Consider the following 20,631-nt stretch of genomic DNA (forward strand, 5'->3'; position numbering starts at 1 on the left):
ATTGAAGCGCAAACAATATCTCAATCTATGAAAACGTTTGCGCTATTTGTCTATCATTATACATTCTTTTATTCATTTTGCAAATATTAATTTAAAAATTATGTCATTATACTCTTTATACATTGACTTTATATGAAATGAATACTACTCTTATAAGCAATATTAAAGCTATGAGAAAGGCAATCGTTTGCAATATAGGCTTTATTATTACACTTAAGGGAATACTATGTATAGAGATATTGAAGGGGGATTTTCTATATGTTTAAAGAAGCCATTTATCATAGGCCGAAAGATAATTATGCATACGCTTATGATGAACAAACAATTCACATCCGAGTACGTACTAAGAGAGATGATGTTCAATGCGCCGATCTTATTTACGGTGATCCTTACGAATGGAAAGACGGGAAATGGATATCATCAAGTACACCCATGAAAAAAACGGGTTCTACTGCATTATTTGATTATTGGTCCATTGCAATCGAACCGAAATTTAAGCGCTTACGTTATGGATTTGAATTAAAATCTGAAACAGACACTCTTATTTATGCAGAGCGAGGATTTTTTTCTAGCATTCCAAATGATGATGTTGGTAACTTTTTCTGTTTTCCATTTATTCATGCAGATGATGTATTCAAAGCACCATCTTGGATTAAAGACACCATTTGGTATCAGATTTTTCCTGAACGATTCGCTAATGGCGATAGTACGCTGAATCCAGAAAACACCCTTCCTTGGGGAAGTGCGAATCCAACTACAACTAATTTTTTCGGCGGAGATTTTGCTGGTGTTATTCAAAACCTTAATTACCTTGTTAACCTTGGCATTTCCGGAATATATTTCACACCTATTTTCAAAGCTCATTCAAACCATAAATATGACACAATTGACTATATGGAAATTGACCCACAATTTGGGACGAAAGAAACTTTTAAAGAGCTCGTTGAAGAATGTCATAAGCACGGTATAAAAGTAATGCTCGATGCTGTGTTTAATCATAGTGGATACTTTTTCGAGAAATTTCAAGACGTACTAGAGAATGGTGAGAAGTCCGCATATAAAGAGTGGTTCCACATTCATGAATTCCCGATTATAACCGAACCACTTCCAAATTATGATACTTTCGCCTTTACACCGTATATGCCTAAATTAAATACAGCTCATCCAGATGTAAAAGAATACTTACTTGAAGTAGGACGTTATTGGGTACGCGAATTCAATATAGATGGCTGGCGCCTTGATGTCGCCAATGAAGTCGATCACAACTTTTGGAGAGAATTCCGAACTGAAATAAAGACACTAAATCCTGAAGTATATATTTTGGGAGAAATTTGGCACGATGCCCTTCCGTGGCTACAAGGCGATCAATTTGATGCTGTCATGAGTTATCCTGTTACAAACGCTCTACTTTCTTACTTTGCTAACGATTCCATTAAAGCAAGTGAATTCACGAAGCAAATTACAGAATCTCTACATTCCTACTCTATGAATGTAAATGAAGCAGCATTTCATTTATTAGACAGCCATGATACTCCAAGAATTTTAACAACATGCAACGGAGATAAAAATAAGTTGAAATTGCTCTATGTATTCCATCTTTCTTTCATCGGCTCTCCTTGTATTTATTACGGGGATGAAATTGGTATGGATGGCGGCATGGACCCTGATTGCCGTAAATGTATGATTTGGGATACTAAAGAACAAGATCATGCATTATTTACCCATATACAAACATTGATTTTATTACGTAAAGAACATAAAGCATTTGGAGGACATGGTACTTTTCAATTCATCGAAACAAATGATGAACATAATTATATTTCTTATACGAAAACATATGAGGATGAAACTATCTTTTTCGTTTTAAACCCTACTAATAGTGAAGTTACAGTTTCACTCCCTCTTCATGTTACTGGTAAGAAAATAATTAATATTTATACAAACGAAGAATTTTCAGCGGAAGCAAGTGTATTACAAGTTACACTTCCTCCATATGGATTCTCCATATTAAAATGGTAATCCAAAAAGCCTTATGCCAAGTTTGAAGTGGCATAAGGCTTTTTCTTATTTCAATTTGAATACTATCGCTTCATACGGACGTAATGAAATGTTATCTATCGATCCGATTTCTACATCGTAATTGTGTATAAATAACTCTGATTCACTATAACCAATATCCTTAGGCATTTCAAATACACTTTCATCCGCAGTAAAGTTTGCAATGACAAGTAGTTTTTCATCTCTATATGTTCTTACATAAGCAAAAATAGAAGGGTCATTATCTAATATTAAATCATATGATCCATATACAACTATTTCATTATTTTTGCGTAGTTCAATTAATTTCTTATAGTAATAAAAAATTGAACCTTCATCTTGAATTGCTTGTTTCACATTAATCTCTTTATAGTTAGGATTTACAGTAATCCAAGGTTCACCTTTTGTAAATCCAGCGTGATTCTGATCATTCCACTGCATCGGAGTTCTAGCATTATCACGGCCCTTTATATAAATAGATTCCATTACTTTTTCTATATCTTCACCATGGTCTATCACTTTTTCTTTATACATATTTAACGTTTCAATATCTCGATATTCATTAATCGACTCAAATCGGACGTTCGTCATTCCGATTTCTTCTCCTTGATAAATATATGGCGTTCCTTTCATCATATGAAGAACTGTCGCTAACATTTTTGCTGATTCAATGCGATACATTCCATCATTACCAAAACGAGATACAACGCGAGGCTGATCATGATTATTCCAATAAAGGCTATTCCATCCTGTATGCTCTAATGCTTTTTGCCACTTTGTTAAATTCTCTTTTAAAGTAAGAAGTGAGCATGGTTTTACATCCCACTTTCCACCTTCTCCTGAATCTAAATCCATATGTTCAAATTGGAATACCATTTGCAACTCTTTTCGTTCTTCTCCAGTATACAGTTGGGCTTCTTCTGTCGTTACACCTGGCATCTCACCAACCGTCATAATATCATAATGCGATAATACTTCTTCATGCATTTCATGTAAATATTTATGAATGTTTGGACCGTTCATAAAATGTTTATGACCTGAAACATAACCATCTTCATCTGTTTCAACAGCTGGTAGCCCTTCTTCTTTAGATATAAAATTGATAACATCCATGCGGAATCCATCAATTCCTTTTTCTAACCAAAACTTCATCATCTCATAAACATCTTGTCTTACCTTTTCATTATCCCAGTTTAAATCTGGCTGTTTTTTAGAAAACAGATGTAAATAATATTCATCCGTCATTTCATCATACTGCCATGCAGATCCACTAAAAGCAGCTCCCCAGTTGTTCGGTTCTTTCCCTTCTTTTCCAGGACGCCATATATAGTAATCTCTATATTTATTATCTTTTGATTTACGTGATTCAATAAACCAATTATGTTCATCAGATGTATGATTAACAACTAAATCCATCATCAGTTTCATATTGCGTTCATGCATTTCATGTAATAGCTCATCCCAATCTTCCATTGTTCCGAACTCGTTCATAATTTTACAATAATCGCTTATATCATAACCATTATCATCATTTGGAGATTCATAGACTGGTGATAACCAAATCACATCAATCCCTAATTCTTTTAAGTAATCTAGCTTTGAAATAATCCCTTGAAGATCTCCTATACCATCACCGTTACTATCCATAAAGCTACGAGGATAAATTTGATATACTACGCTTTCTTTCCACCATTGTTTTTCCATTATGCTACCCCATTTCATTCATTTTTCTCTTTTTCAAGGCGCAAACGTTTTCATTAATGAATGATAACAGATTCTATCTCAATTTAAAATAGCGCTTACAATTTTTATTGTTCTTTTTCTAAGAAAACATATGAAAATTACTAATAACTCTCCAATAAATGAAAACGTTTTATTTTTTTATTTATTTTTTGAATCTATTCGTTTATAATGAATTCAAAGAAAACGTTTGCATAATTATTTCTAGGGGGAAATACCATGGCAGAACTTAAATTAGAAAACATTTATAAGATATATGATAATAACGTAACAGCTGTAACTGATTTTAATTTACACATTCAAGATAAAGAATTTATCGTATTTGTCGGTCCTTCTGGATGCGGAAAATCTACAACATTACGAATGGTAGCTGGACTTGAAGATATTTCAAAAGGCGAGTTTTCAATTGATGGTAAACTAATGAATGATGTTCCTCCAAAAGATCGAGATATCGCAATGGTATTCCAAAACTACGCTCTTTATCCACATATGAGTGTATATGATAATATGGCATTTGGATTAAAACTTCGAAAAATACCAAAAGATGAAATCGATCGTCGTGTGAAAGATGCAGCAAAAATTTTAGGACTTGAACAATATTTAGATAGAAAACCGAAAGCATTATCAGGTGGACAGCGCCAACGTGTTGCGTTAGGTAGAGCAATCGTTCGAGATGCAAAAGTTTTCTTAATGGATGAACCATTATCAAACTTAGATGCTAAACTCCGTGTTGCAATGCGCTCAGAAATTTCTAAGCTACATCATCGCCTGGGAACAACAACAATTTATGTAACACATGACCAAACAGAAGCAATGACTATGGCTTCGCGTCTTGTCGTTATGAAGGATGGAAAAATCCAACAAATTGGAACTCCAAAAGAAGTATACGAAACACCAGAAAACATTTTCGTGGGTGGATTTATCGGCTCACCAGCGATGAATTTCTTCCGTGGTAAATTGACTGAAACCGATTTCGTTATAGATAATACTATAAAAATTAAAGTATCTGAAGGAAAAATGAAGATGCTACGTGAACAAGGCTATGTAAATAAGGAAATTGTTTTAGGTATTCGCCCAGAGGACATTCATGATGAACTACTATTTTTAGAAGCTTCGCAATCTACTGCCTTCACAACAAAAATTGAAGTCGCTGAATTATTAGGTGCTGAATCCATTTTATATATGAAACTTGGAAATCAAGATTTTGCAGCACGTGTAGATGCAAGACATACGTTTTCACCTGGTGACCAAATTAAATTAGCATTTGATATGAATAAAGCGCATTTCTTTGATAACCAAACTGAACAACGTATTCGCTAAAAAATTTATCTTTACTATACACATACAAAAAAACCGTCCACATATATTGAGGGCGGTTTTCATTATTATACTAGGGCTTCTACTGTATGAAATGATTGTCCTTTCGTGCTAATAATACCGAAAATCGGTAAATCACTAAGCACCACTTCTTCTTGCTGTTTCATAAAAGATGACGTTAATTGTTTTATCTCTATCCAAACGTCATTAATACAAAGTACATTGGAATCGTTCTCTTGTTGGCGAGAAAAAATAGAATCTATTTTATATAAACCAGCATTTTGAAAAAGCATATCAATGCGACTGAATGCATTCAAAGTAATGCTAATAACGCGTTGCCAATCTCCTTGCTTTCCCATATCATAGGATACAAAAAGTGCTTCTCCGCCTAGATTCATAATTTCCTCCACTGTTGCTTGTCCACTCTCTTGATCAATGTCCGTCACAATAACTTTTGCGCCTTGTTTAGCCAACAAAAGAGCTGTATTACGTCCAATACCGATGCCACCGCCAGTTACGATAGCAACTTTTCCTGCAAGCTTCATTTTCATTACCCCTTCTATAAGTCTTACCGTCATTCAGTATACTCCTTTATAAGAATAATCTGCAAGCAAGAAAAATCGCTATTTTATTTGTGAACGCTTACTTTTTATCCTTCTTTTTTCTTACTATTACGCTGATCAAAAACTAGACCGATAAAAATGAGAATACCCCAAAAAATTATGCTTCCTCCTGTCATTTTAACTTCCCCCTTATTATATAAAGTGAAATTTTACTCAGCTCCAATATAGCTTAATAAAGATATTATTTTTAATCATTATACCATTTTCTTAATTTTCAATCGATTATAAATGGAAATGACACATTTTAGCTTTTCCTTACTGTAAACATTCCCAATATACTTATAAAATCAAAAAGACCCTTTTATATATAAAAAGGTCTTTTTTCATTATACAAGACTTATTACTTTCGTTTTTGTCATTAAATCCTGAAAACCACAATTATCTTTGCGGAACAACATCATATATACATTACATATTAATGGAATTCCTAATAGCAATACGTTCGGTAATAACACTACAAAAAATCTTATAATTAATGTTTGCAACGTTAGCTTTTCACTCTTCAATGAAATTAATTTTATTCTCGTTACCTTTTTACCAAGAGTTACACCGTTCCAAAGAAAGGGTAATACAATAAAATATATCGCCATTAATATGAAAACTACTGCGAAATCATATCTAAAATCACCTAAGCTTATATTAAAGCGCTTAAACATAGCACTATAGTTTCCGGTCATAATAGCTACTACTGCACCATACATAACCGAGATTAAAAACATGTCAATTAGGGAAGCACCTATGCGATTCATTACAAGCGCTGGACGATGCATCTTTAACTTCATTTTATGTCGACTCCTTCATTTCCTTCTTTACCCGTCTCATCGTACCACTTCTAAAAAACATTGTAAACTAGCGTTTCTCTTACTTTTCTTGTACAATTTGTTACAATAGCATTATAAAGGAGGTTCCCATATTGAAAAAATGGATAATCCTATTCGTCGCCTTCCTATTAACTGGTTGTGCAAGAAACACAAGTCACTTAACTTATACGGTTAACGATGAATACGAACTCATACGTACTTCTGGAAATGCATTTGAACTTTTCCCCTCGCAAGATGCTGTATATGCCACACAATACATCCCTGCAAAAATTACAGACATTGCTTGGGATGATAAATACATTATTGCAAAACAAACTGAGGAAAAATCAGATCCAAATAACCCTGACGCAGCAATTGCAAATAGAAAAAGTGAACATTATTGGATTATTGACGTAAAGCACAATAAACGTTTCGGTCCCTACAATGAAAAGCAATTTAATGAACAAAAAGATGCGTTTAAAATTAAGGTGCCTTTTCAAAATGTAGATTTATACATAAAAGAAATAAAAAAACAGTCAGCATAATATTTGAATGCTGACTGTTTTGTCTTACATTATTTTAGTGAGATGTTAAACGTTTGTGGCTCTTTTACAACATCTTGTGTTTCTGAATCTCCTGCAAGTAAATCATCAGTTGTAAACTGAATATCCTTTACCTTGTCTTTTCCATCGTCAAGTATTAAACCAATAATACCATCTCTTGTTTCACCAGGCTTATAGTCTTCTCTTGATACATTTTTTGTACCAACTAACGTATCTTCGTCATATAAAAAGTTTTGAGTGGCTACTTTAAAATGTTGCTTACCATTAATCATAACATCATTCATAGAGAAAAATTGCATATTTTTATTTCCGCTATTCTCCACTTTATATGTAATCTCAACGTAACGAATTGTATTACTAATTTCTGTTCCACTTAGCGATGCATATAATTCTGCATCTTCTTGGCTTACTTTATCCCCTAATCTACGTTTTACTTCTTCAGGAGTTAGTGCCGTGTATACTTTCAATGTATTTTTTGCCTTTTCACTCATTTGTGATAAAGAGATTACTTTCACATCTTGTACGTAAATTTTCATTGGCGCTACTTCAAATGTTTGATTCACAGAATGCATCTGCTCTAACTTGAAAGTACCCCATCCTGTTTCTTTCACTTTTTGTCCTACTTTTTTCAGCTCACGCCCACCATATTCTTTCGTTTCAGGAATAGATTCTTTCTTCTTCGGTTCAGCTTTCTTTTCTTCTTGATGGAAGCAACCACTTAACATAAGAAGAAAACTACATAAAACAAAAATACTTTTCCATGCTTTCATCATTTCATTTCTCCTAACGCTATCATTCATGAATATAAAATTAGTCCCTTGCTTTGTAAACTATAGAAACAATGACAATTCCACAAAATGAACTTGTCAGTCCAGATACTATTATACCTCCAATTTGGAAAATATGAAAATAAGGATCTAAGAACGCATGCACGATAAATATAAAAGCTGTCACAATGATTATAGAAACCCAATACTTTCTTTTTTCTAAAGCTACAATCATATCTTTCCCTGTTTCATCTTTATACTTCCATAGTACGTATAATAGCAATAATAAGCCAACACATGTACTCCCATGTTGCATATATTTATACAATGGAATACTGCGTAATTCAATTTGTAACAATGGTATTTTCATAACGAAATAGCCTGTATTATGAGTAAATGCATCCCAAACGACATGCGTGAGCATACCGAATAATGCAGAATAGCAAAATACAAAGAATTCTTTCCAGGTATGTAGCCCCCACCTCTCATCTATTGCATATGAATAATAACCAGCAAACGGTTTAGGCAAATGCGTTATAAACGGCTTTTTTAAAATGTAATGATATATGTATGCGAGTAGAAATACAAGCGGTAAATTTAAATATAAGAACCCAAGCCATGTATGGCCAATAACACCATAGGGTCTAAAGTGTAAAAAATATTCAAAGTCAGGCGCCATACTACCTAATATAAGAGCCGTTACTGAAATATGTTTAGAATGCTTTTTCGCAAAAGGAAGAACTGCTGCTGGATGTGCAAATGTAAACGGCATACTTTAACTCCTTCTCACATTTTCAATAGAATACCATATATCATAACGAGAGAATGGATCTTCATGCAATATTTATTTTCACATTGGAATATGATAGTTTAAATGATATAATCCACATAAAATATTCAAAAAACAAGAAGGGATTCAGGTGTCATTAACACTTTTATTTGCTGCCTTTTTAAATTCAAAATCCGTTATGAATTGAGGTTTATATATTGATTGACGTACCCTTTTTACAAAATGTCACATTAAAAAAAGAAAATATCCCTAGTTTTTCCGTATATCCTTACTGTTTACCCGCTATTCGAACATTACAGTCACTAGCTTTCCATCCAAATGTAACATTCATTATTGGAGAAAACGGAACAGGTAAATCAACATTACTTGAAGGAATTGCAATTGCGTTAGGTTTTAATGCAGAAGGTGGAACGAAGAATTTCCGCTTTAGCACAAACGATTCACATTCATCTTTACATGAATACCTTCGAATTTCCAAAAGTTTCAATACACCAAACGACGGTTTCTTTCTTCGCGCTGAATCATTTTATAACGTTGCTTCTTATATTGATGAAATAGATGCTATAAAATCTTACGGCGGCGTTTCACTACACGAACAATCTCACGGTGAATCATTCTTTTCCTTATTTATGAACCGTTTTTCAGGACAAGGTTTATACATTTTAGATGAGCCTGAGGCAGCTTTATCACCGATGAGACAACTTTCCATGCTCATTCGAATGCATGAGCTAGCGGAACAAGGTTCACAATTTGTTATTGCGACGCATTCTCCTATTTTAATGGCTTACCCTGAATCTACTATATACTCTTTAACACAAGAGGGAATTCACGAATCCACATTAGAAGAAACTGAGCATTACCAAACGACGAAACTTTTCTTTGAAAATCGCGATCGATTATTCCATCATCTATTTAAGTCGTAAAAAAAGAAGCAGCAATAGCTGCTTCTTTTTTATAGTGCTTCTATAAATAAGGCAACCCCAATACCGCCACCAACGCATAAAGAGGCAATTCCTTTTTCTAAACCACGTCTTTTTAATTCGTGAATTAAACTTACTGTAATACGAGCCCCTGTACAACCAATTGGATGCCCAAGTCCTACGCCACTACCGTTTACGTTCACTTTTTCACGGTCTAAGCCTAACTCTTTCTCTACAGCTAAATATTGAGCCGCGAAAGCTTCATTAATTTCAAGTAAATCTGCATCTTCTAATGACCAATCTACTTTCTCTAATCCTTTTCGGATTGCTGGTGCTGGTCCAATACCCATAATTTTCGGGTCTACTCCAGCTACTGAATATCCAACAATTCTAGCTAACGGTTGTAAGCCTTTTTCTTTCGCTTTTTCTTCGCTCATTAATACTAGAACTGCACTTCCGTCATTCAGGCCAGATGCATTACCTGCAGTTACAGATCCATCTTTACGGAATGCTGGTTTTAACCCTGCTAATTTTTCCGCTGTAATATCTGCACGTGGATGCTCATCCTGCGAAAATACTACTTCTTTTCTACGTTCTTTTATTGTAATAGGAACAATTTGATCGTCAAAATATCCAGACTCGATTGCCTTCAGTGCCAATGTATGACTGCGAAGAGCAACTTCATCTTGTTCCTCTCTTGTAATTTCATATTGTTCAACTAAATTTTCCGCTGTTTCACCCATCATAATATGGTGAATCGGATCTTCTAACACTTCCCACACCGTGTCACGAATTTCTCCGTGCTGTAGACGTTGTCCCCAGCGGTGCTGTTTCAATGCATAAGGGCTCGAACTCATCGCTTCTACTCCACCTGCAACAACAACATCACTTACACCTAATTGGATTTGCATTGCAGCTGACATAATTGCTTGCATACCTGAAGAACATTGACGTTGGATTGTATATCCCGTAACTGTGTCAGGAAATCCTGCCGCTAATGCAGCTGTTCTCGCCGTATTTGCTTCATCAGTTCTTTGAATACAATGACCTAAAATTACTTCATCAACTTCATGTGGTTCTACCCCGCCTCGTTTTACAGCTTCCTGAAGTACAGGAACAGCTAATTCTACTGGCGTTACATTTTTTAGCGCTCCTCCAAAAGTTCCAATTGGCGAACGAACTGCAGCTGTAATAACAACATTATGCATTTTGTACTTGCCCCTCTCTTATGTACCCTAGTAAGTTTTTAGGTGAACTTCCATAAGATGTATATCTATAACTATCATACTATAAACATACTAAAAAATCAAAATATTTAATATAATAAAAATAGAAGGAATTAACCTTCTATTCTGTCAGTGCATATAAAAACTTTTGTAAAATTTTCTCTGTCGTTTCATTCAATTTTGGCAACTTATCTACTGGAAAATATCGGAGTTTCAACCCTTCATGATCGAGCTTTAATTCCCCACTCACATGATGTGCCTGATACAGATGAATGACATTGAAAATTTCATCGCCATTCGGATAACGGAAATATACTTCTTTTCCTGATAGAACACCAAGAAATTGCATTATTTTTGCAGTTAACCCCGTTTCCTCAAATAACTCTCTACGTGCAGTTTCTTCTGTCGTTTCGCCCAGTTCCATCGCCCCACCAGGTACACCCCAATTATATGTATCTGAACGATATTGAAGCAATACTTCTTGATTATCATTTAATATAATGATTGCTGATCCTACGAGAATAAGCGGCCTTGTACCAACGACTTTGCGTAACTCTTCAATATACCCCATATGTAAATCCCCCTTTCCCTAACCTCCCTTATCATAACAAAATTTTTCTCTTTTTGTTCATGTAATTTTAAAGAAAAAAAGAAGCTTTCGCCTCCTTTTTTTCACCTTTATTTCTTAAAACTTTCATATTTTACAGCTTCAAAAGCTTCCTCAATTTCATCATTACGATAATGGACATATGTAAAACGCCCCAATTCTACTAATCTTGCTATTTCCTGTAACGCTTTATGCTGCTCATATGTTTCTTTCAGCTTAATATGTACATAAAACTTCATTAAAGGATGTTCATATAAAGGTTCTCCTACCTCTACATATACATCTTCAACCCCTTGTACAACTCTTACATAACTCGCAAATTGATAAAGTGCTTCTCTGTCTGAAACGATTTTTAATGTATACATATATTCTCCCCCTTTCCTTTACTATATCAAAAAGACGACCACACCATGTTATAGAACTATGAAATTTTTTCGACTTGTCATCTATATATTCAATAAAGAAGGCGTTTATCCATACATGACATCTTTTTCCCACATATATTATAGGAAGAACTTTTTCATTTGAGGTGTTCCTTATGGATCCATACGTCAATATATGTATTTGCATTACTCCCGGCGCCGATATTTCTGATGACCGCATCGCAAAAGATTTAGCTGTTGCAGAATCAATTTGGCACCCCATTACATTTCAAATTCAAGAAGTAATTGTATTAAATGAACTTTTCCGTTTTTTTGACCGTGAAATCAGTTATAGAAATTCCATTCAAAGTCAAGAAAAGTTGGCATCCTTTTTCCAAACATGTGTAAATGAAGCTCCTGAATGCGACCTTTATATTTGTTATATTGGCAGTGATTATTTCAAAGAAACAGCAGTAATTGCCTGCGCTTACTCTTTAGCAAAACAACAGCAACTTACCGGCTATATTGTTTTAACAAATTCGGCTGCCCCTATGAAAAATATATATACGCTCGCTCACGAAATCGGTCATATTTTATTTACAAGACGTGTTCATGGAAAACTTACTCATGCAGATCCTCATTCTCCAACCGGCTCGGAGCACCATCCTTCTCCAACAAATCTTATGTATCCGATAGTCCCTCGTCCAGAAAACGTTCATATTCATTCCTTATTAACTGCAGAACAAAAAGCCCTCTCTTTACAAAGCTCTTTATTACAAAGAAAAAAACAGTAACCCTCATGTTACTGTTTAAAACAATTTATTCCGATCAAAAAACCAAATCCCGGCTGCTAGAAATAAAAATAGACAACTAAATATAAATGTAATCCCTCTAAAAATCCCTATATAATATTTCTTTGGAAATAATTTTTGATATATCCAGAGCAGCCGCTTTTTATTGAACTTCTAGTTCACACTTTTTCTTTCTTCAATTTTTAAAGACCATCTCATTAATCCATATATACTTCCATACATAAGTAAGATCTTTGCAATTCCCCAAAATACATTTCTTTCTTCTAAGTCTTTAAATAAGAACATAATTGCAAGAGGAACAATTAGTACCACAACACCTATCCAACCAAGAACATATACTTCACCAATAAGAAGTAATAAAAATATAGTTACTGCTAATATATATGTCTGCATTGTCGACAATTGTAAAATTGGCGTCCCATAACATTTATTCATAAACATTAATAACACCAATAATAAAATAGGTATCATCACTATTACATAAATAATTCCAAACTCTACTAATTTACTTTTAAAAGAAGAAATTCTAAACGCAACAATCGTTCCAATAATCGTAATAATTAAAACGATTGGATAACCAATTAACTGTACATTTGTTAATGTAAATTGTTGATTCGGATTTCCAAATAAAATATTTGTAAGTAACCAATATCCACCTATCCCAATTATCATTCCTAAGATACTTTTTATACTCCCGCTTTTATCCTTCTCCATCTCTTTCGCTAATTCTTCCGCATACTCTTTTGGTGAATCACCAAATATATCACTTACCGTCTTTCCCTCTTTCTCACCTTCTATTAAATGAAGCTCTGCATCTTCTAGAAAGGCGTCCACATCTTCTTCTTTAATTCCTTTTGTTATTAAATACACTTTCGTATCGATTAAAAACTTTTCCCCTTCTTTAGAAATCTTCATAATAATCCCTCCCTTATTAAACCGCTTCTCTTCTATTCGTCTTCATCATAATTTCAACGAAAGTTAAAATAAATAAACTTCCATATAAACATATAATTTGAAATAACATTGGCACGAGATCTTCCGATGTAAATGTTTTAAACACTAACATAATTGAAAGTGGAATGATTAAATATAAATTTTTAAACCATCCTTCAAAATATATATTTATAGCTACTGTGATGATAAAAATCCCACCAGCCACTATATAACTTTGCACTTCGGTGAATGTGAGCATTTTTGTCGGATATATCACATCTAATATCGTAACAGCTCCTAATAAAAACATTGGAGTAATCATAACTAGAGACCACATAGAAAACCATGTTTTTGTAAAGCTTGTTACGAAGGTCATTTTGCGAAGTAGAAAATTAGGACCTATAACAACTAAAATAAATGAAAAACTATAACCGATACACTGAATAAGTGAAATCTGTAACATTCCGTTATTCACTATTAAGATAGAAGCAATAATCCAAAATGATACGATATTCATTACTGTAAAACCAATTTGCTTCCACGTTTCCCATCTATCCTTTTCCATTACCTTTACAAGTTCATTTGCATATTCTTTCGGTGAGCTTCCGAAAATATCTTCTACACTCTTCCCCTTACTCTCACCTTCTATTAAATGCAACTCTGCATCTTCTAAAAAGTTTTCAATATCACTTTCTTTTACACTCTTTGCCGTCAAAAATAATCTCATATCTAATAAAAACTTTCGTGCTTCATTTGATAGCATTATTTTTCCCCCCCTTCCCTTCAAGTAGACGTTCTACACTACTTTGCATCGTTTCCCAGCGATCCATAAATTCATCAAGTGCTTCCTCGCCTTTTTCTGTTAATGTATAATATTTTCTCTTTGGACCAGATGGAGATTCCTTCATTACGCTTGTTATTAGTCCTTCTTTTTGCATTCGTATTAATAACGGATAAATACTTCCCTCACTCGCCATTGTAAAACCATACTTCGCTAGCTTTTCACTCATTTCATAACCGTATATTTCGCCTTCAGAAATAATAGCAAGTAAGCATCCTTCTAAAATCCCTTTCAGCATTTGACTTGTCGACATAATTTAAATCCTCCTACTATCTTGTTTTACAAGATAGATAAGCGTAAGTATCTTGCTTTACAAAATAGTATAGCAAAGACTATTTTGCAAAACAAGATAGCTAACGATATTTTTTCCAAATGTTTGCAGGAATTTCATTGTAGCCTCTCTAAATAGTGCACTATGAAAACTTTATTATGAAGGGATGTTTTTCATCATGGTTACAAATCGAGTTGTCTTTTTAACTGGTGCTGCGAGTGGTATTGGTTATGAAATGGGAAAGGCTTTTGCAAAAGAAGGTGCAAAAGTTGTGATTACCGATCGGCTTGAAGAACGTGCAAAAGAAGCTGCTGAACAATTACAAAATGAAGATTTTCAAGCTATCGGTTTAAAATGTGACGTTACATCTGAAGAGGAAATTACAGCAGCAATTTCTCAAACAGTTGATCATTTCGGTTCATTAGATATATTAATTAACAACGCAGGAATGCAACACGTTTCACCCATTGAAGACTTTCCAACTGAAAAGTTCGAGCTACTAATTCAAATTATGCAAATTGCTCCGTTTATCGCAATTAAGCATGCCTTTCCGATTATGAAACAACAAAAATATGGTCGTATTATTAATGTCGCTTCTATTAACGGCCTTGTCGGATTTGCTGGAAAAGCTGCCTACAATAGTGCAAAACATGGCGTAATTGGATTAACAAAAGTTGCTGCTTTAGAAGGTGCTACGCATGGTATTACTGTTAATGCCCTTTGCCCTGGTTATGTCGATACCCCTCTTGTACGTAATCAACTACAAGACTTAGCTACTACACGAAATGTACCACTTGAAAATGTTTTAGAAGATGTTATTTATCCACTCGTCCCACAAAAGCGCTTATTACAAGTACAAGAAATCGCTGATTATGCGATGTTTTTAGCGAGTGAAAAAGCTAAAGGTATAACGGGACAAGCTGTTGTTATAGATGGTGGTTATACTGCTCAATAAAAAATAAAGTTTGCTCAAGAAGAGCAAACTTTATTTTTTATCGCGAGGATCTTCGTACTTTAGTAATTGCCGCGGGAGCTTCTCAATTGCAACAATTACCCCATCTAATTTACTTTCAATACGGTGAAGTAAATATAATGTTACAACAATCGGAAACCCTACATTACCTATCATCTTGATCCACTCTTCCATCCTCTTCCCCTCCTTTCATTATATAAGTAAGAGAAAACACTGCATTTAGGCATAAAAAAACAAGCTATTATGTATTAGCTTGTTTTTCAAATAATGATGCAATTTCTCGTTTATAGTCCCCGCGTATAATACCTTTCTCAGTAATAATTCCTGTAATTAATTCATTCGGCGTTATGTCAAATGCTGGATTATAAACATCCGTTCCAATTGGTGCTACTTGTTTTCCAAAGATTTTCGTAACTTCTGTTTCATCTCTTTCTTCAATAATAATTTCGGCTCCAGTTTCTTTCGTAACATCAAATGTTGACAGTGGAGCAGCAACGTAAAATGGGATATTAAAGTGCTTTGCTAAAATAGCTAAATTCATTGTCCCTATTTTATTGGCTGTATCTCCATTTGCGACAATTCGATCCGCCCCCACAATAATCGCGTTTATTTCTTTCGTTTGAATAGCATGAGCTGCAGTATTATCTGTAATAAGGGTCACATCAATATTTGCTTGCTTCAATTCCCACGTCGTTAAGCGACCACCTTGTAAAACTGGCCTCGTTTCACACGCATATGCATGTAAACGCACACCTTTCTCTTTTCCAATATAAAAGGGAGCTAATGCAGTTCCGTATCTGGCAGTTGCGATACTTCCAGCGTTACAGATTGTTAAAATATTATCGCCATCTTTAAAACATGTTAACGCATATTCCCCAATATTTCGACACACCTCTTCATCTTCCTGTTGAATACGAAGCGCTTCTTCTTCTAATATTTTTTGTGCTTCTTTTATTGTAGTAATCTCTCGAATAGATTCTCTCATACGATCAATTGCCCAAAATAAATTTACTGCCGTTGGGCGTGATGTCCCTAAATAGTTACAGTCTCTATTAAACTTCTTTTGAAATTCTTCGATATGTAAAGTATTATATTTTTTCGCTGCAAGCGCCAAGCCAAATGCAGCTACAATTCCAATTGCAGGCGCTCCGCGTACTTCTAACATTATGATACTTTTCCAAACCTCTTCAATAGTCGTTAATGTTTTGTATTCTGTGCTATGTGGCAATTTCGTTTGATTTAATACCGCAATTGCATCACCTTTCCAACTTACAGATCTCGGAACAGTAACGATTGTACTCATGCTTTTACACCCCTTGAAACTGTCTGTTGAAATAATGTTCGAAACAGTTGAATATCAGCACTTTTAGATTCATATTTTATTAGTTCTTTTCCTAAGGATAGCGCTTGTTTCTTAGCTTGAATTCTTGTTTCTTTATTTTCTATTTCATCTAAATCTGCTACATGAGCTAAACCAATTGTTCTACGAATTAGTTCACATCCGGCAAATCCAACTGCATCAGTAAAGATATTTTGCAAAATAATTGGTAACCATTGTTTTTCTTTCGTATATGCTTCTATACCTTCTCCAATCCATAACTTTGTAAAAGTTTCTACAAAATAACTCCACGTCTTTTCTATATGGAAAAATAGTACACTTCTTTTTTCTTCTTCTCTAGATAAAGCATTTAATAATAGATTTGCAATAAATTGACCTATGTCAAATCCAAATGGGCCATATGTCGCAAATTCTGGATCAATCACTTTCGTTTCAGAAGGTGACGAAAAAATACTACCAGTATGTAAATCACCATGAATAAGAGTTTCTTTTCTTGTTAAGAACTTATATTTATATTGTGCTACTTTTAGTTTTAAAGTTTTATCACTCCAAAGTTCATCAACCACGAGCTGTAAATCTGGCTCATAATCATTTGTATCATAATGTCCAAACGGATCTGTAAACACTAAATCCTCTGTAATTTTACAAAGGTCCGGATTTACAAAGGTACCTTCTAGTACCCTCTTCTCTTCTGACTGTAAACCAAAATCTGAAGTATAAAATAAAACATGTGCTAGAAAACGGCCGATATGCTGGGATAAAAGCGGATATTCTTCTCCGTCTATTAATCCTTTTCTTGTAATTGTTAGTCTTGATAAGTCTTCTATTACCGTTATCGCTAACTCTTCATCATGACTGTACACTACTGGAACATAATCCGGTACATACTGCGCAAAAATTTGTAATGCCTTGCTTTCAATCGTTGCTCTTTTTATAGACAATGGCCAGCTTTCACCAACTACTTTCGCATATGGCAGTGCCTGTTTTATTATAATAGACTTCTCACCATCATCTAATTTGAACACGTAATTTAAGTTTCCATCTCCAATTTCATGACAAATGACATTTGCCTTCGCTTCAAAATAGCCATGATCTTTCGCATATTGTACAGCTGTTATTTCTGTTAATGAATAATACCCCATCGTCTTCTCCCCCTTTTTAAATTCAGAGGTTTTTCTAACACAGAAAAACCTCTTTTCACTAAGAAAGAGGTTTGAAGTTTATCTTCTCCCCTCTTATCTGCCAGAAAGTTTTACTTTCTGCTGGAATTAGCACCGTGCCTTTTGGCGTAATAAACGCCCCATTTCACAATGGTATTACGGTCGGTTGCTGGGCTTCATCGGGCCAAATCCCTCCACCTGCTCTTGATAAGAGTTATATAATTTTTTGAATTTTTAACTTTATGTTGAAGACTATACCAAGAATAAAAATCACTTGTCAACATTTTATTTGTATAATTCTGGACGACGATCCGCAAAAACTGGAATTCCTTTACGTACTTCTTTAATTTTCTCGAATACAAGCTCTCCAAATAAAATTGATTCCTCTTCATTCGCCTCTACTACAACTTCACCCCAAGGATCCACAATTAAAGAATGACCTGCAAACACATTATTCGGATCCTTTCCTGCTCTATTACAAGCAACAACATAACACTGATTTTCAACTGCTCTTGCTTGCAATAGCAAACGCCAATGTGCTAAACGAACTAATGGCCATTCAGCTACAACAAATAATACTTTTGCCCCTTTAACAGTATGGACACGCATCCACTCTGGAAAACGAATATCATAACAAATTGTTCCAGCGCATTCAACATCATCTAGCTTAAATTCGCCCGTACCATTACCAGCTATTAAATATTTATGTTCATCCATAAGCTGAAATAAATGTACTTTACTATATTCATTAACTAGTTCTCCTTCCTTGTTTACAACATACATTGTATTTGTAACACCTTGTTCCGTTTGCTTCGCTATGGAACCACCAACAATATGTACACCATATTGTTTCGACCATTCTTTTAACTTTTCTTTCGTTTCCAATCCATCCCTATCTGCAATTTCAGAAAGTCTTGTTAAATCATATCCTGTTGTCCATAATTCTGGTAAGACGATAACATCTGGCCTTTCCTTCATAGCTTCGCTTATTTTATTTTTAGCATTCTCAATATTTTTTTCTACATCTCCAAAAACAATATCCATTTGAATACATGCGACTTTCATTTTGTCAGCCCCATTCTTATTTTTTCTTTACAAAATACTGGAAAGATTATATCATTTGTCACTAGAATTGTAACAACTTTCAAAAGAGGTGGAAAGTATGAAATTATTTCAACCTTCTGAGATAGTAACATCATTGCCGACACAATTTTTCGCTTCACTTGTTGCAAAAGTTAACAAAGTCGTAGCAGCTGGTCACGATGTTATTAATCTAGGTCAAGGTAATCCAGATCAACCAACACCGCAGCATATCGTAAAAGCTTTACAAGATGCTGCAGAAAAGACCATTCATCATAAATATCCGCCATTTCGCGGACATGAAAGTTTAAAAGAAGCCGTGGCAACATTCTATCAACGTGAATATGATGTAGTAGTAAATCCAAAAACAGAAGTTGCTATTTTGTTTGGCGGAAAGGCTGGATTAGTAGAGTTACCAGTTTGTTTTACAAACCCTGGTGATACTATTCTCGTTCCAGATCCAGGCTATCCAGATTATTTATCAGGAGTTGCTTTAGCAAAAGCACAATTTGAAACAATGCCGCTTATTGCAGAAAATAATTTTTTACCAGATTATACGAAAATCGATGACTCTATTGCCGAGCGTGCAAAATTAATGTTTTTAAACTATCCAAATAATCCGACCGGTGCTACTGCATCAAAAGATTTTTTTGATACAACCATTAACTTTGCTAATGAACATAATATATTAGTTGTTCACGATTTTGCTTACGGCGCTATTGGATTTGATGGTCAAAAGCCCGTGAGTTTCTTACAAGCAGACGGTGCTAAAAATACAGGTATTGAAATTTACACTCTATCGAAAACTTTCAATATGGCTGGATGGCGTATCGCTTTTGCAGTAGGAAATGAAAGTGTCATTGAAACCATTAACTTTTTACAAGATCATATGTATGTTAGTATTTTTGGTGCAGTTCAAGATGCTGCCCGCGAAGCACTATTAAGTTCACAGTCTTGCGTAATAGACCTTGTAAATAGTTACGAATCTCGACGAAACGCTCTTATTTCAGCTTGTCACTCAATTGGTTGGAATGTAGACATTCCAACAGGGTCATTCTTTGCATGGCTTCCTGTTCCAAAAGGATATACCTCTGAGCAATTTTCTGATATTTTACTAGAAAAAGCACATGTTGCAGTTGCTCCTGGTGTTGGATTCGGTGAGCATGGCGAAGGATATGTCCGCGTTGGTCTCTTGCATACAGAAGATAGATTACGAGAAGCCATTAATCGAATTGATAATTTGAATTTTTTCAAAAAGTAATTGACAACATAAAAAATATCTGACAAAATTCAGTTATCTTAAAAATTTAAACATTTCTAAATACTTCTTATCAAGAGCAGGTGGAGGGACGAGCCCGACGAAACCCGGCAACCGATCTACAATTGTAGACACGGTGCTAATTCTCGCAGCATTACGCTGACAGATAAGGAGCTGGTTGTAAAAAAACCTCTCCTTAGCTGAGAGGTTTT

The 20,631-nt window shown here is 34.5% G+C and carries 23 protein-coding genes, 1 pseudogene and 2 riboswitches; of the genes and pseudogenes, 7 read left to right on the top strand and 17 right to left on the bottom strand.

What is annotated here, in order from left to right:
• Positions 1 to 258: 258 nt before the first annotated feature.
• Positions 259 to 2,019: an alpha-glycosidase gene (locus BAQ53_RS18875; protein ID WP_000471790.1), complete on the top strand. Its 1,761-nt coding sequence runs from the start codon at positions 259 to 261 to the stop codon at positions 2,017 to 2,019.
• Between the two features lie 45 nt (positions 2,020 to 2,064).
• Here the strand turns inward: BAQ53_RS18875 and malL are convergent, their stop codons facing one another.
• Positions 2,065 to 3,741 (bottom strand): oligo-1,6-glucosidase, encoded by a 1,677-nt coding sequence (malL, locus tag BAQ53_RS18880; protein ID WP_050552458.1) that lies wholly within the window; start codon positions 3,739 to 3,741, stop codon positions 2,065 to 2,067.
• Positions 3,742 to 3,996: 255 nt separating this feature from the next.
• On the opposite strand from malL, the gene BAQ53_RS18885 reads away from it, so the two are divergent.
• Positions 3,997 to 5,097: an ABC transporter ATP-binding protein gene (locus BAQ53_RS18885; RefSeq protein ID WP_000818931.1), complete on the top strand. Its 1,101-nt coding sequence runs from the start codon at positions 3,997 to 3,999 to the stop codon at positions 5,095 to 5,097.
• 65 nt (positions 5,098 to 5,162) lie between these two features.
• On the opposite strand, the gene BAQ53_RS18890 is transcribed toward BAQ53_RS18885, so the two are convergent.
• The 3 genes from BAQ53_RS18890 to BAQ53_RS18900 all read right to left on the bottom strand — a co-directional run bounded on the left by BAQ53_RS18890 (position 5,163) and on the right by BAQ53_RS18900 (position 6,499).
• The gene (locus BAQ53_RS18890) at positions 5,163 to 5,672 is read right to left on the bottom strand and encodes an SDR family NAD(P)-dependent oxidoreductase (RefSeq protein WP_000218410.1); all 510 of its coding nucleotides are present in this window, start codon (positions 5,670 to 5,672) and stop codon (positions 5,163 to 5,165) included.
• A 71-nt stretch (positions 5,673 to 5,743) separates the two neighbouring features.
• Complete coding sequence (locus BAQ53_RS18895; protein WP_000145637.1) at positions 5,744 to 5,833, bottom strand: hypothetical protein; 90 nt, start codon at positions 5,831 to 5,833, stop codon at positions 5,744 to 5,746.
• A 210-nt stretch (positions 5,834 to 6,043) separates the two neighbouring features.
• Complete coding sequence (locus BAQ53_RS18900; protein ID WP_000769083.1) at positions 6,044 to 6,499, bottom strand: RDD family protein; 456 nt, start codon at positions 6,497 to 6,499, stop codon at positions 6,044 to 6,046.
• A 131-nt stretch (positions 6,500 to 6,630) separates the two neighbouring features.
• Between BAQ53_RS18900 and BAQ53_RS18905 the strand changes: the two genes are divergently transcribed.
• Positions 6,631 to 7,062: a DUF3997 domain-containing protein gene (locus BAQ53_RS18905; protein WP_208906169.1), complete on the top strand. Its 432-nt coding sequence runs from the start codon at positions 6,631 to 6,633 to the stop codon at positions 7,060 to 7,062.
• A 29-nt stretch (positions 7,063 to 7,091) separates the two neighbouring features.
• On the opposite strand, the gene BAQ53_RS18910 is transcribed toward BAQ53_RS18905, so the two are convergent.
• Together BAQ53_RS18910 and BAQ53_RS18915 are read right to left on the bottom strand one after the other, a co-directional pair.
• On the bottom strand, positions 7,092 to 7,853 hold the full coding sequence (locus tag BAQ53_RS18910) for a hypothetical protein (RefSeq protein ID WP_000973901.1): 762 nt from the start codon (positions 7,851 to 7,853) through the stop codon (positions 7,092 to 7,094).
• Between the two features lie 37 nt (positions 7,854 to 7,890).
• A complete protein-coding gene (locus tag BAQ53_RS18915) occupies positions 7,891 to 8,619 on the bottom strand; it encodes a DUF4184 family protein (RefSeq protein ID WP_001116858.1) in 729 nt (242 codons plus the stop codon).
• Between the two features lie 215 nt (positions 8,620 to 8,834).
• Between BAQ53_RS18915 and BAQ53_RS18920 the strand changes: the two genes are divergently transcribed.
• Positions 8,835 to 9,560 carry an AAA family ATPase gene (locus BAQ53_RS18920; protein ID WP_000568013.1) on the top strand — a complete coding sequence of 242 codons (726 nt, stop codon included), beginning with the start codon at positions 8,835 to 8,837 and terminating at the stop codon, positions 9,558 to 9,560.
• A gap of 29 nt (positions 9,561 to 9,589) precedes the next feature.
• On the opposite strand, the gene BAQ53_RS18925 is transcribed toward BAQ53_RS18920, so the two are convergent.
• From BAQ53_RS18925 to BAQ53_RS18935, 3 genes are all read right to left on the bottom strand, one after another.
• Complete coding sequence (locus BAQ53_RS18925; protein WP_000552079.1) at positions 9,590 to 10,765, bottom strand: acetyl-CoA C-acetyltransferase; 1,176 nt, start codon at positions 10,763 to 10,765, stop codon at positions 9,590 to 9,592.
• 139 nt (positions 10,766 to 10,904) lie between these two features.
• A complete protein-coding gene (locus tag BAQ53_RS18930; protein WP_002164161.1) occupies positions 10,905 to 11,354 on the bottom strand; it encodes an NUDIX hydrolase in 450 nt (149 codons plus the stop codon).
• A 107-nt stretch (positions 11,355 to 11,461) separates the two neighbouring features.
• Positions 11,462 to 11,755, bottom strand: coding sequence for a DUF3928 family protein (locus BAQ53_RS18935; RefSeq protein ID WP_000288330.1), 294 nt, complete (start codon positions 11,753 to 11,755; stop codon positions 11,462 to 11,464).
• A 173-nt stretch (positions 11,756 to 11,928) separates the two neighbouring features.
• On the opposite strand from BAQ53_RS18935, the gene BAQ53_RS18940 reads away from it, so the two are divergent.
• Positions 11,929 to 12,546 (top strand): ImmA/IrrE family metallo-endopeptidase, encoded by a 618-nt coding sequence (locus tag BAQ53_RS18940; protein ID WP_000371610.1) that lies wholly within the window; start codon positions 11,929 to 11,931, stop codon positions 12,544 to 12,546.
• 15 nt (positions 12,547 to 12,561) lie between these two features.
• On the opposite strand, the pseudogene BAQ53_RS26300 reads toward BAQ53_RS18940, so the two are convergent.
• The 4 genes and pseudogenes from BAQ53_RS26300 to BAQ53_RS18955 form a co-directional block, all read right to left on the bottom strand.
• Positions 12,562 to 12,705 (bottom strand): annotated as a pseudogene (locus BAQ53_RS26300) (DNA-binding protein); the annotation flags it as partial.
• A gap of 12 nt (positions 12,706 to 12,717) precedes the next feature.
• Positions 12,718 to 13,479: a DUF1129 domain-containing protein gene (locus BAQ53_RS18945; protein WP_208906170.1), complete on the bottom strand. Its 762-nt coding sequence runs from the start codon at positions 13,477 to 13,479 to the stop codon at positions 12,718 to 12,720.
• A gap of 16 nt (positions 13,480 to 13,495) precedes the next feature.
• The gene (locus BAQ53_RS18950) at positions 13,496 to 14,260 is read right to left on the bottom strand and encodes a DUF1129 domain-containing protein (RefSeq protein WP_199717801.1); all 765 of its coding nucleotides are present in this window, start codon (positions 14,258 to 14,260) and stop codon (positions 13,496 to 13,498) included.
• Entirely contained in the window at positions 14,247 to 14,591 is a 345-nt protein-coding gene (locus BAQ53_RS18955; RefSeq protein ID WP_000107980.1) for a PadR family transcriptional regulator, read from the bottom strand. The genes BAQ53_RS18950 and BAQ53_RS18955 overlap by 14 nt, the downstream gene beginning before the upstream one ends.
• 196 nt (positions 14,592 to 14,787) lie before the next feature.
• On the opposite strand from BAQ53_RS18955, the gene BAQ53_RS18960 reads away from it, so the two are divergent.
• Entirely contained in the window at positions 14,788 to 15,564 is a 777-nt protein-coding gene (locus BAQ53_RS18960) for a 3-hydroxybutyrate dehydrogenase (protein WP_000258426.1), read from the top strand.
• A 30-nt stretch (positions 15,565 to 15,594) separates the two neighbouring features.
• Here BAQ53_RS18960 and BAQ53_RS18965 read toward each other — a convergent pair whose 3' ends face one another.
• The 4 genes from BAQ53_RS18965 to BAQ53_RS18980 all read right to left on the bottom strand — a co-directional run bounded on the left by BAQ53_RS18965 (position 15,595) and on the right by BAQ53_RS18980 (position 19,146).
• Positions 15,595 to 15,756, bottom strand: a complete 162-nt coding sequence (locus BAQ53_RS18965; RefSeq protein WP_000393330.1) for a YvrJ family protein — start codon at positions 15,754 to 15,756, stop codon at positions 15,595 to 15,597.
• 67 nt (positions 15,757 to 15,823) lie between these two features.
• Positions 15,824 to 16,885: an S-methyl-5-thioribose-1-phosphate isomerase gene (mtnA, locus tag BAQ53_RS18970; RefSeq protein ID WP_000104601.1), complete on the bottom strand. Its 1,062-nt coding sequence runs from the start codon at positions 16,883 to 16,885 to the stop codon at positions 15,824 to 15,826.
• Positions 16,882 to 18,063 carry an S-methyl-5-thioribose kinase gene (gene mtnK / locus BAQ53_RS18975; protein ID WP_000542669.1) on the bottom strand — a complete coding sequence of 394 codons (1,182 nt, stop codon included), beginning with the start codon at positions 18,061 to 18,063 and terminating at the stop codon, positions 16,882 to 16,884. Before mtnK ends, mtnA begins: the two co-directional genes overlap by 4 nt.
• A 90-nt stretch (positions 18,064 to 18,153) precedes the next feature.
• Positions 18,154 to 18,295, bottom strand: a riboswitch (SAM riboswitch).
• 71 nt (positions 18,296 to 18,366) lie between these two features.
• A complete protein-coding gene (locus BAQ53_RS18980; RefSeq protein WP_002164162.1) occupies positions 18,367 to 19,146 on the bottom strand; it encodes a carbon-nitrogen family hydrolase in 780 nt (259 codons plus the stop codon).
• A 97-nt stretch (positions 19,147 to 19,243) separates the two neighbouring features.
• Between BAQ53_RS18980 and BAQ53_RS18985 the strand changes: the two genes are divergently transcribed.
• A complete protein-coding gene (locus BAQ53_RS18985; protein ID WP_208906171.1) occupies positions 19,244 to 20,422 on the top strand; it encodes a pyridoxal phosphate-dependent aminotransferase in 1,179 nt (392 codons plus the stop codon).
• A 64-nt stretch (positions 20,423 to 20,486) separates the two neighbouring features.
• Positions 20,487 to 20,592: riboswitch (SAM riboswitch) on the top strand.
• Positions 20,593 to 20,631 lie beyond the last annotated feature (39 nt).

This window comes from Bacillus sp. B25(2016b) (assembly GCF_001679765.1).
GTDB lineage: Bacteria > Bacillota > Bacilli > Bacillales > Bacillaceae_G > Bacillus_A > Bacillus_A thuringiensis_K.

Coding starts and splice junctions, on each gene's coding strand:
- BAQ53_RS18875 (WP_000471790.1), top strand. CDS start 259: ATGTTTAAAGAAGCCATTTATCATAGGCCGAAAGATAATTATGCATAC.
- BAQ53_RS18900 (WP_000769083.1), bottom strand. CDS start 6,499: ATGAAGTTAAAGATGCATCGTCCAGCGCTTGTAATGAATCGCATAGGT.
- BAQ53_RS18985 (WP_208906171.1), top strand. CDS start 19,244: ATGAAATTATTTCAACCTTCTGAGATAGTAACATCATTGCCGACACAA.
- BAQ53_RS18885 (WP_000818931.1), top strand. CDS start 3,997: ATGGCAGAACTTAAATTAGAAAACATTTATAAGATATATGATAATAAC.
- BAQ53_RS18930 (WP_002164161.1), bottom strand. CDS start 11,354: ATGGGGTATATTGAAGAGTTACGCAAAGTCGTTGGTACAAGGCCGCTT.
- BAQ53_RS18910 (WP_000973901.1), bottom strand. CDS start 7,853: ATGATGAAAGCATGGAAAAGTATTTTTGTTTTATGTAGTTTTCTTCTT.
- BAQ53_RS18945 (WP_208906170.1), bottom strand. CDS start 13,479: ATGAAGATTTCTAAAGAAGGGGAAAAGTTTTTAATCGATACGAAAGTG.
- BAQ53_RS18895 (WP_000145637.1), bottom strand. CDS start 5,833: ATGACAGGAGGAAGCATAATTTTTTGGGGTATTCTCATTTTTATCGGT.
- BAQ53_RS18960 (WP_000258426.1), top strand. CDS start 14,788: ATGGTTACAAATCGAGTTGTCTTTTTAACTGGTGCTGCGAGTGGTATT.
- BAQ53_RS18940 (WP_000371610.1), top strand. CDS start 11,929: ATGGATCCATACGTCAATATATGTATTTGCATTACTCCCGGCGCCGAT.
- BAQ53_RS18915 (WP_001116858.1), bottom strand. CDS start 8,619: ATGCCGTTTACATTTGCACATCCAGCAGCAGTTCTTCCTTTTGCGAAA.
- BAQ53_RS18890 (WP_000218410.1), bottom strand. CDS start 5,672: ATGACGGTAAGACTTATAGAAGGGGTAATGAAAATGAAGCTTGCAGGA.
- BAQ53_RS18965 (WP_000393330.1), bottom strand. CDS start 15,756: ATGGAAGAGTGGATCAAGATGATAGGTAATGTAGGGTTTCCGATTGTT.
- BAQ53_RS18955 (WP_000107980.1), bottom strand. CDS start 14,591: ATGTCGACAAGTCAAATGCTGAAAGGGATTTTAGAAGGATGCTTACTT.
- malL (WP_050552458.1), bottom strand. CDS start 3,741: ATGGAAAAACAATGGTGGAAAGAAAGCGTAGTATATCAAATTTATCCT.
- mtnA (WP_000104601.1), bottom strand. CDS start 16,885: ATGAGTACAATCGTTACTGTTCCGAGATCTGTAAGTTGGAAAGGTGAT.
- BAQ53_RS18980 (WP_002164162.1), bottom strand. CDS start 19,146: ATGAAAGTCGCATGTATTCAAATGGATATTGTTTTTGGAGATGTAGAA.
- BAQ53_RS18950 (WP_199717801.1), bottom strand. CDS start 14,260: ATGCTATCAAATGAAGCACGAAAGTTTTTATTAGATATGAGATTATTT.
- mtnK (WP_000542669.1), bottom strand. CDS start 18,063: ATGGGGTATTATTCATTAACAGAAATAACAGCTGTACAATATGCGAAA.
- BAQ53_RS18935 (WP_000288330.1), bottom strand. CDS start 11,755: ATGTATACATTAAAAATCGTTTCAGACAGAGAAGCACTTTATCAATTT.
- BAQ53_RS18925 (WP_000552079.1), bottom strand. CDS start 10,765: ATGCATAATGTTGTTATTACAGCTGCAGTTCGTTCGCCAATTGGAACT.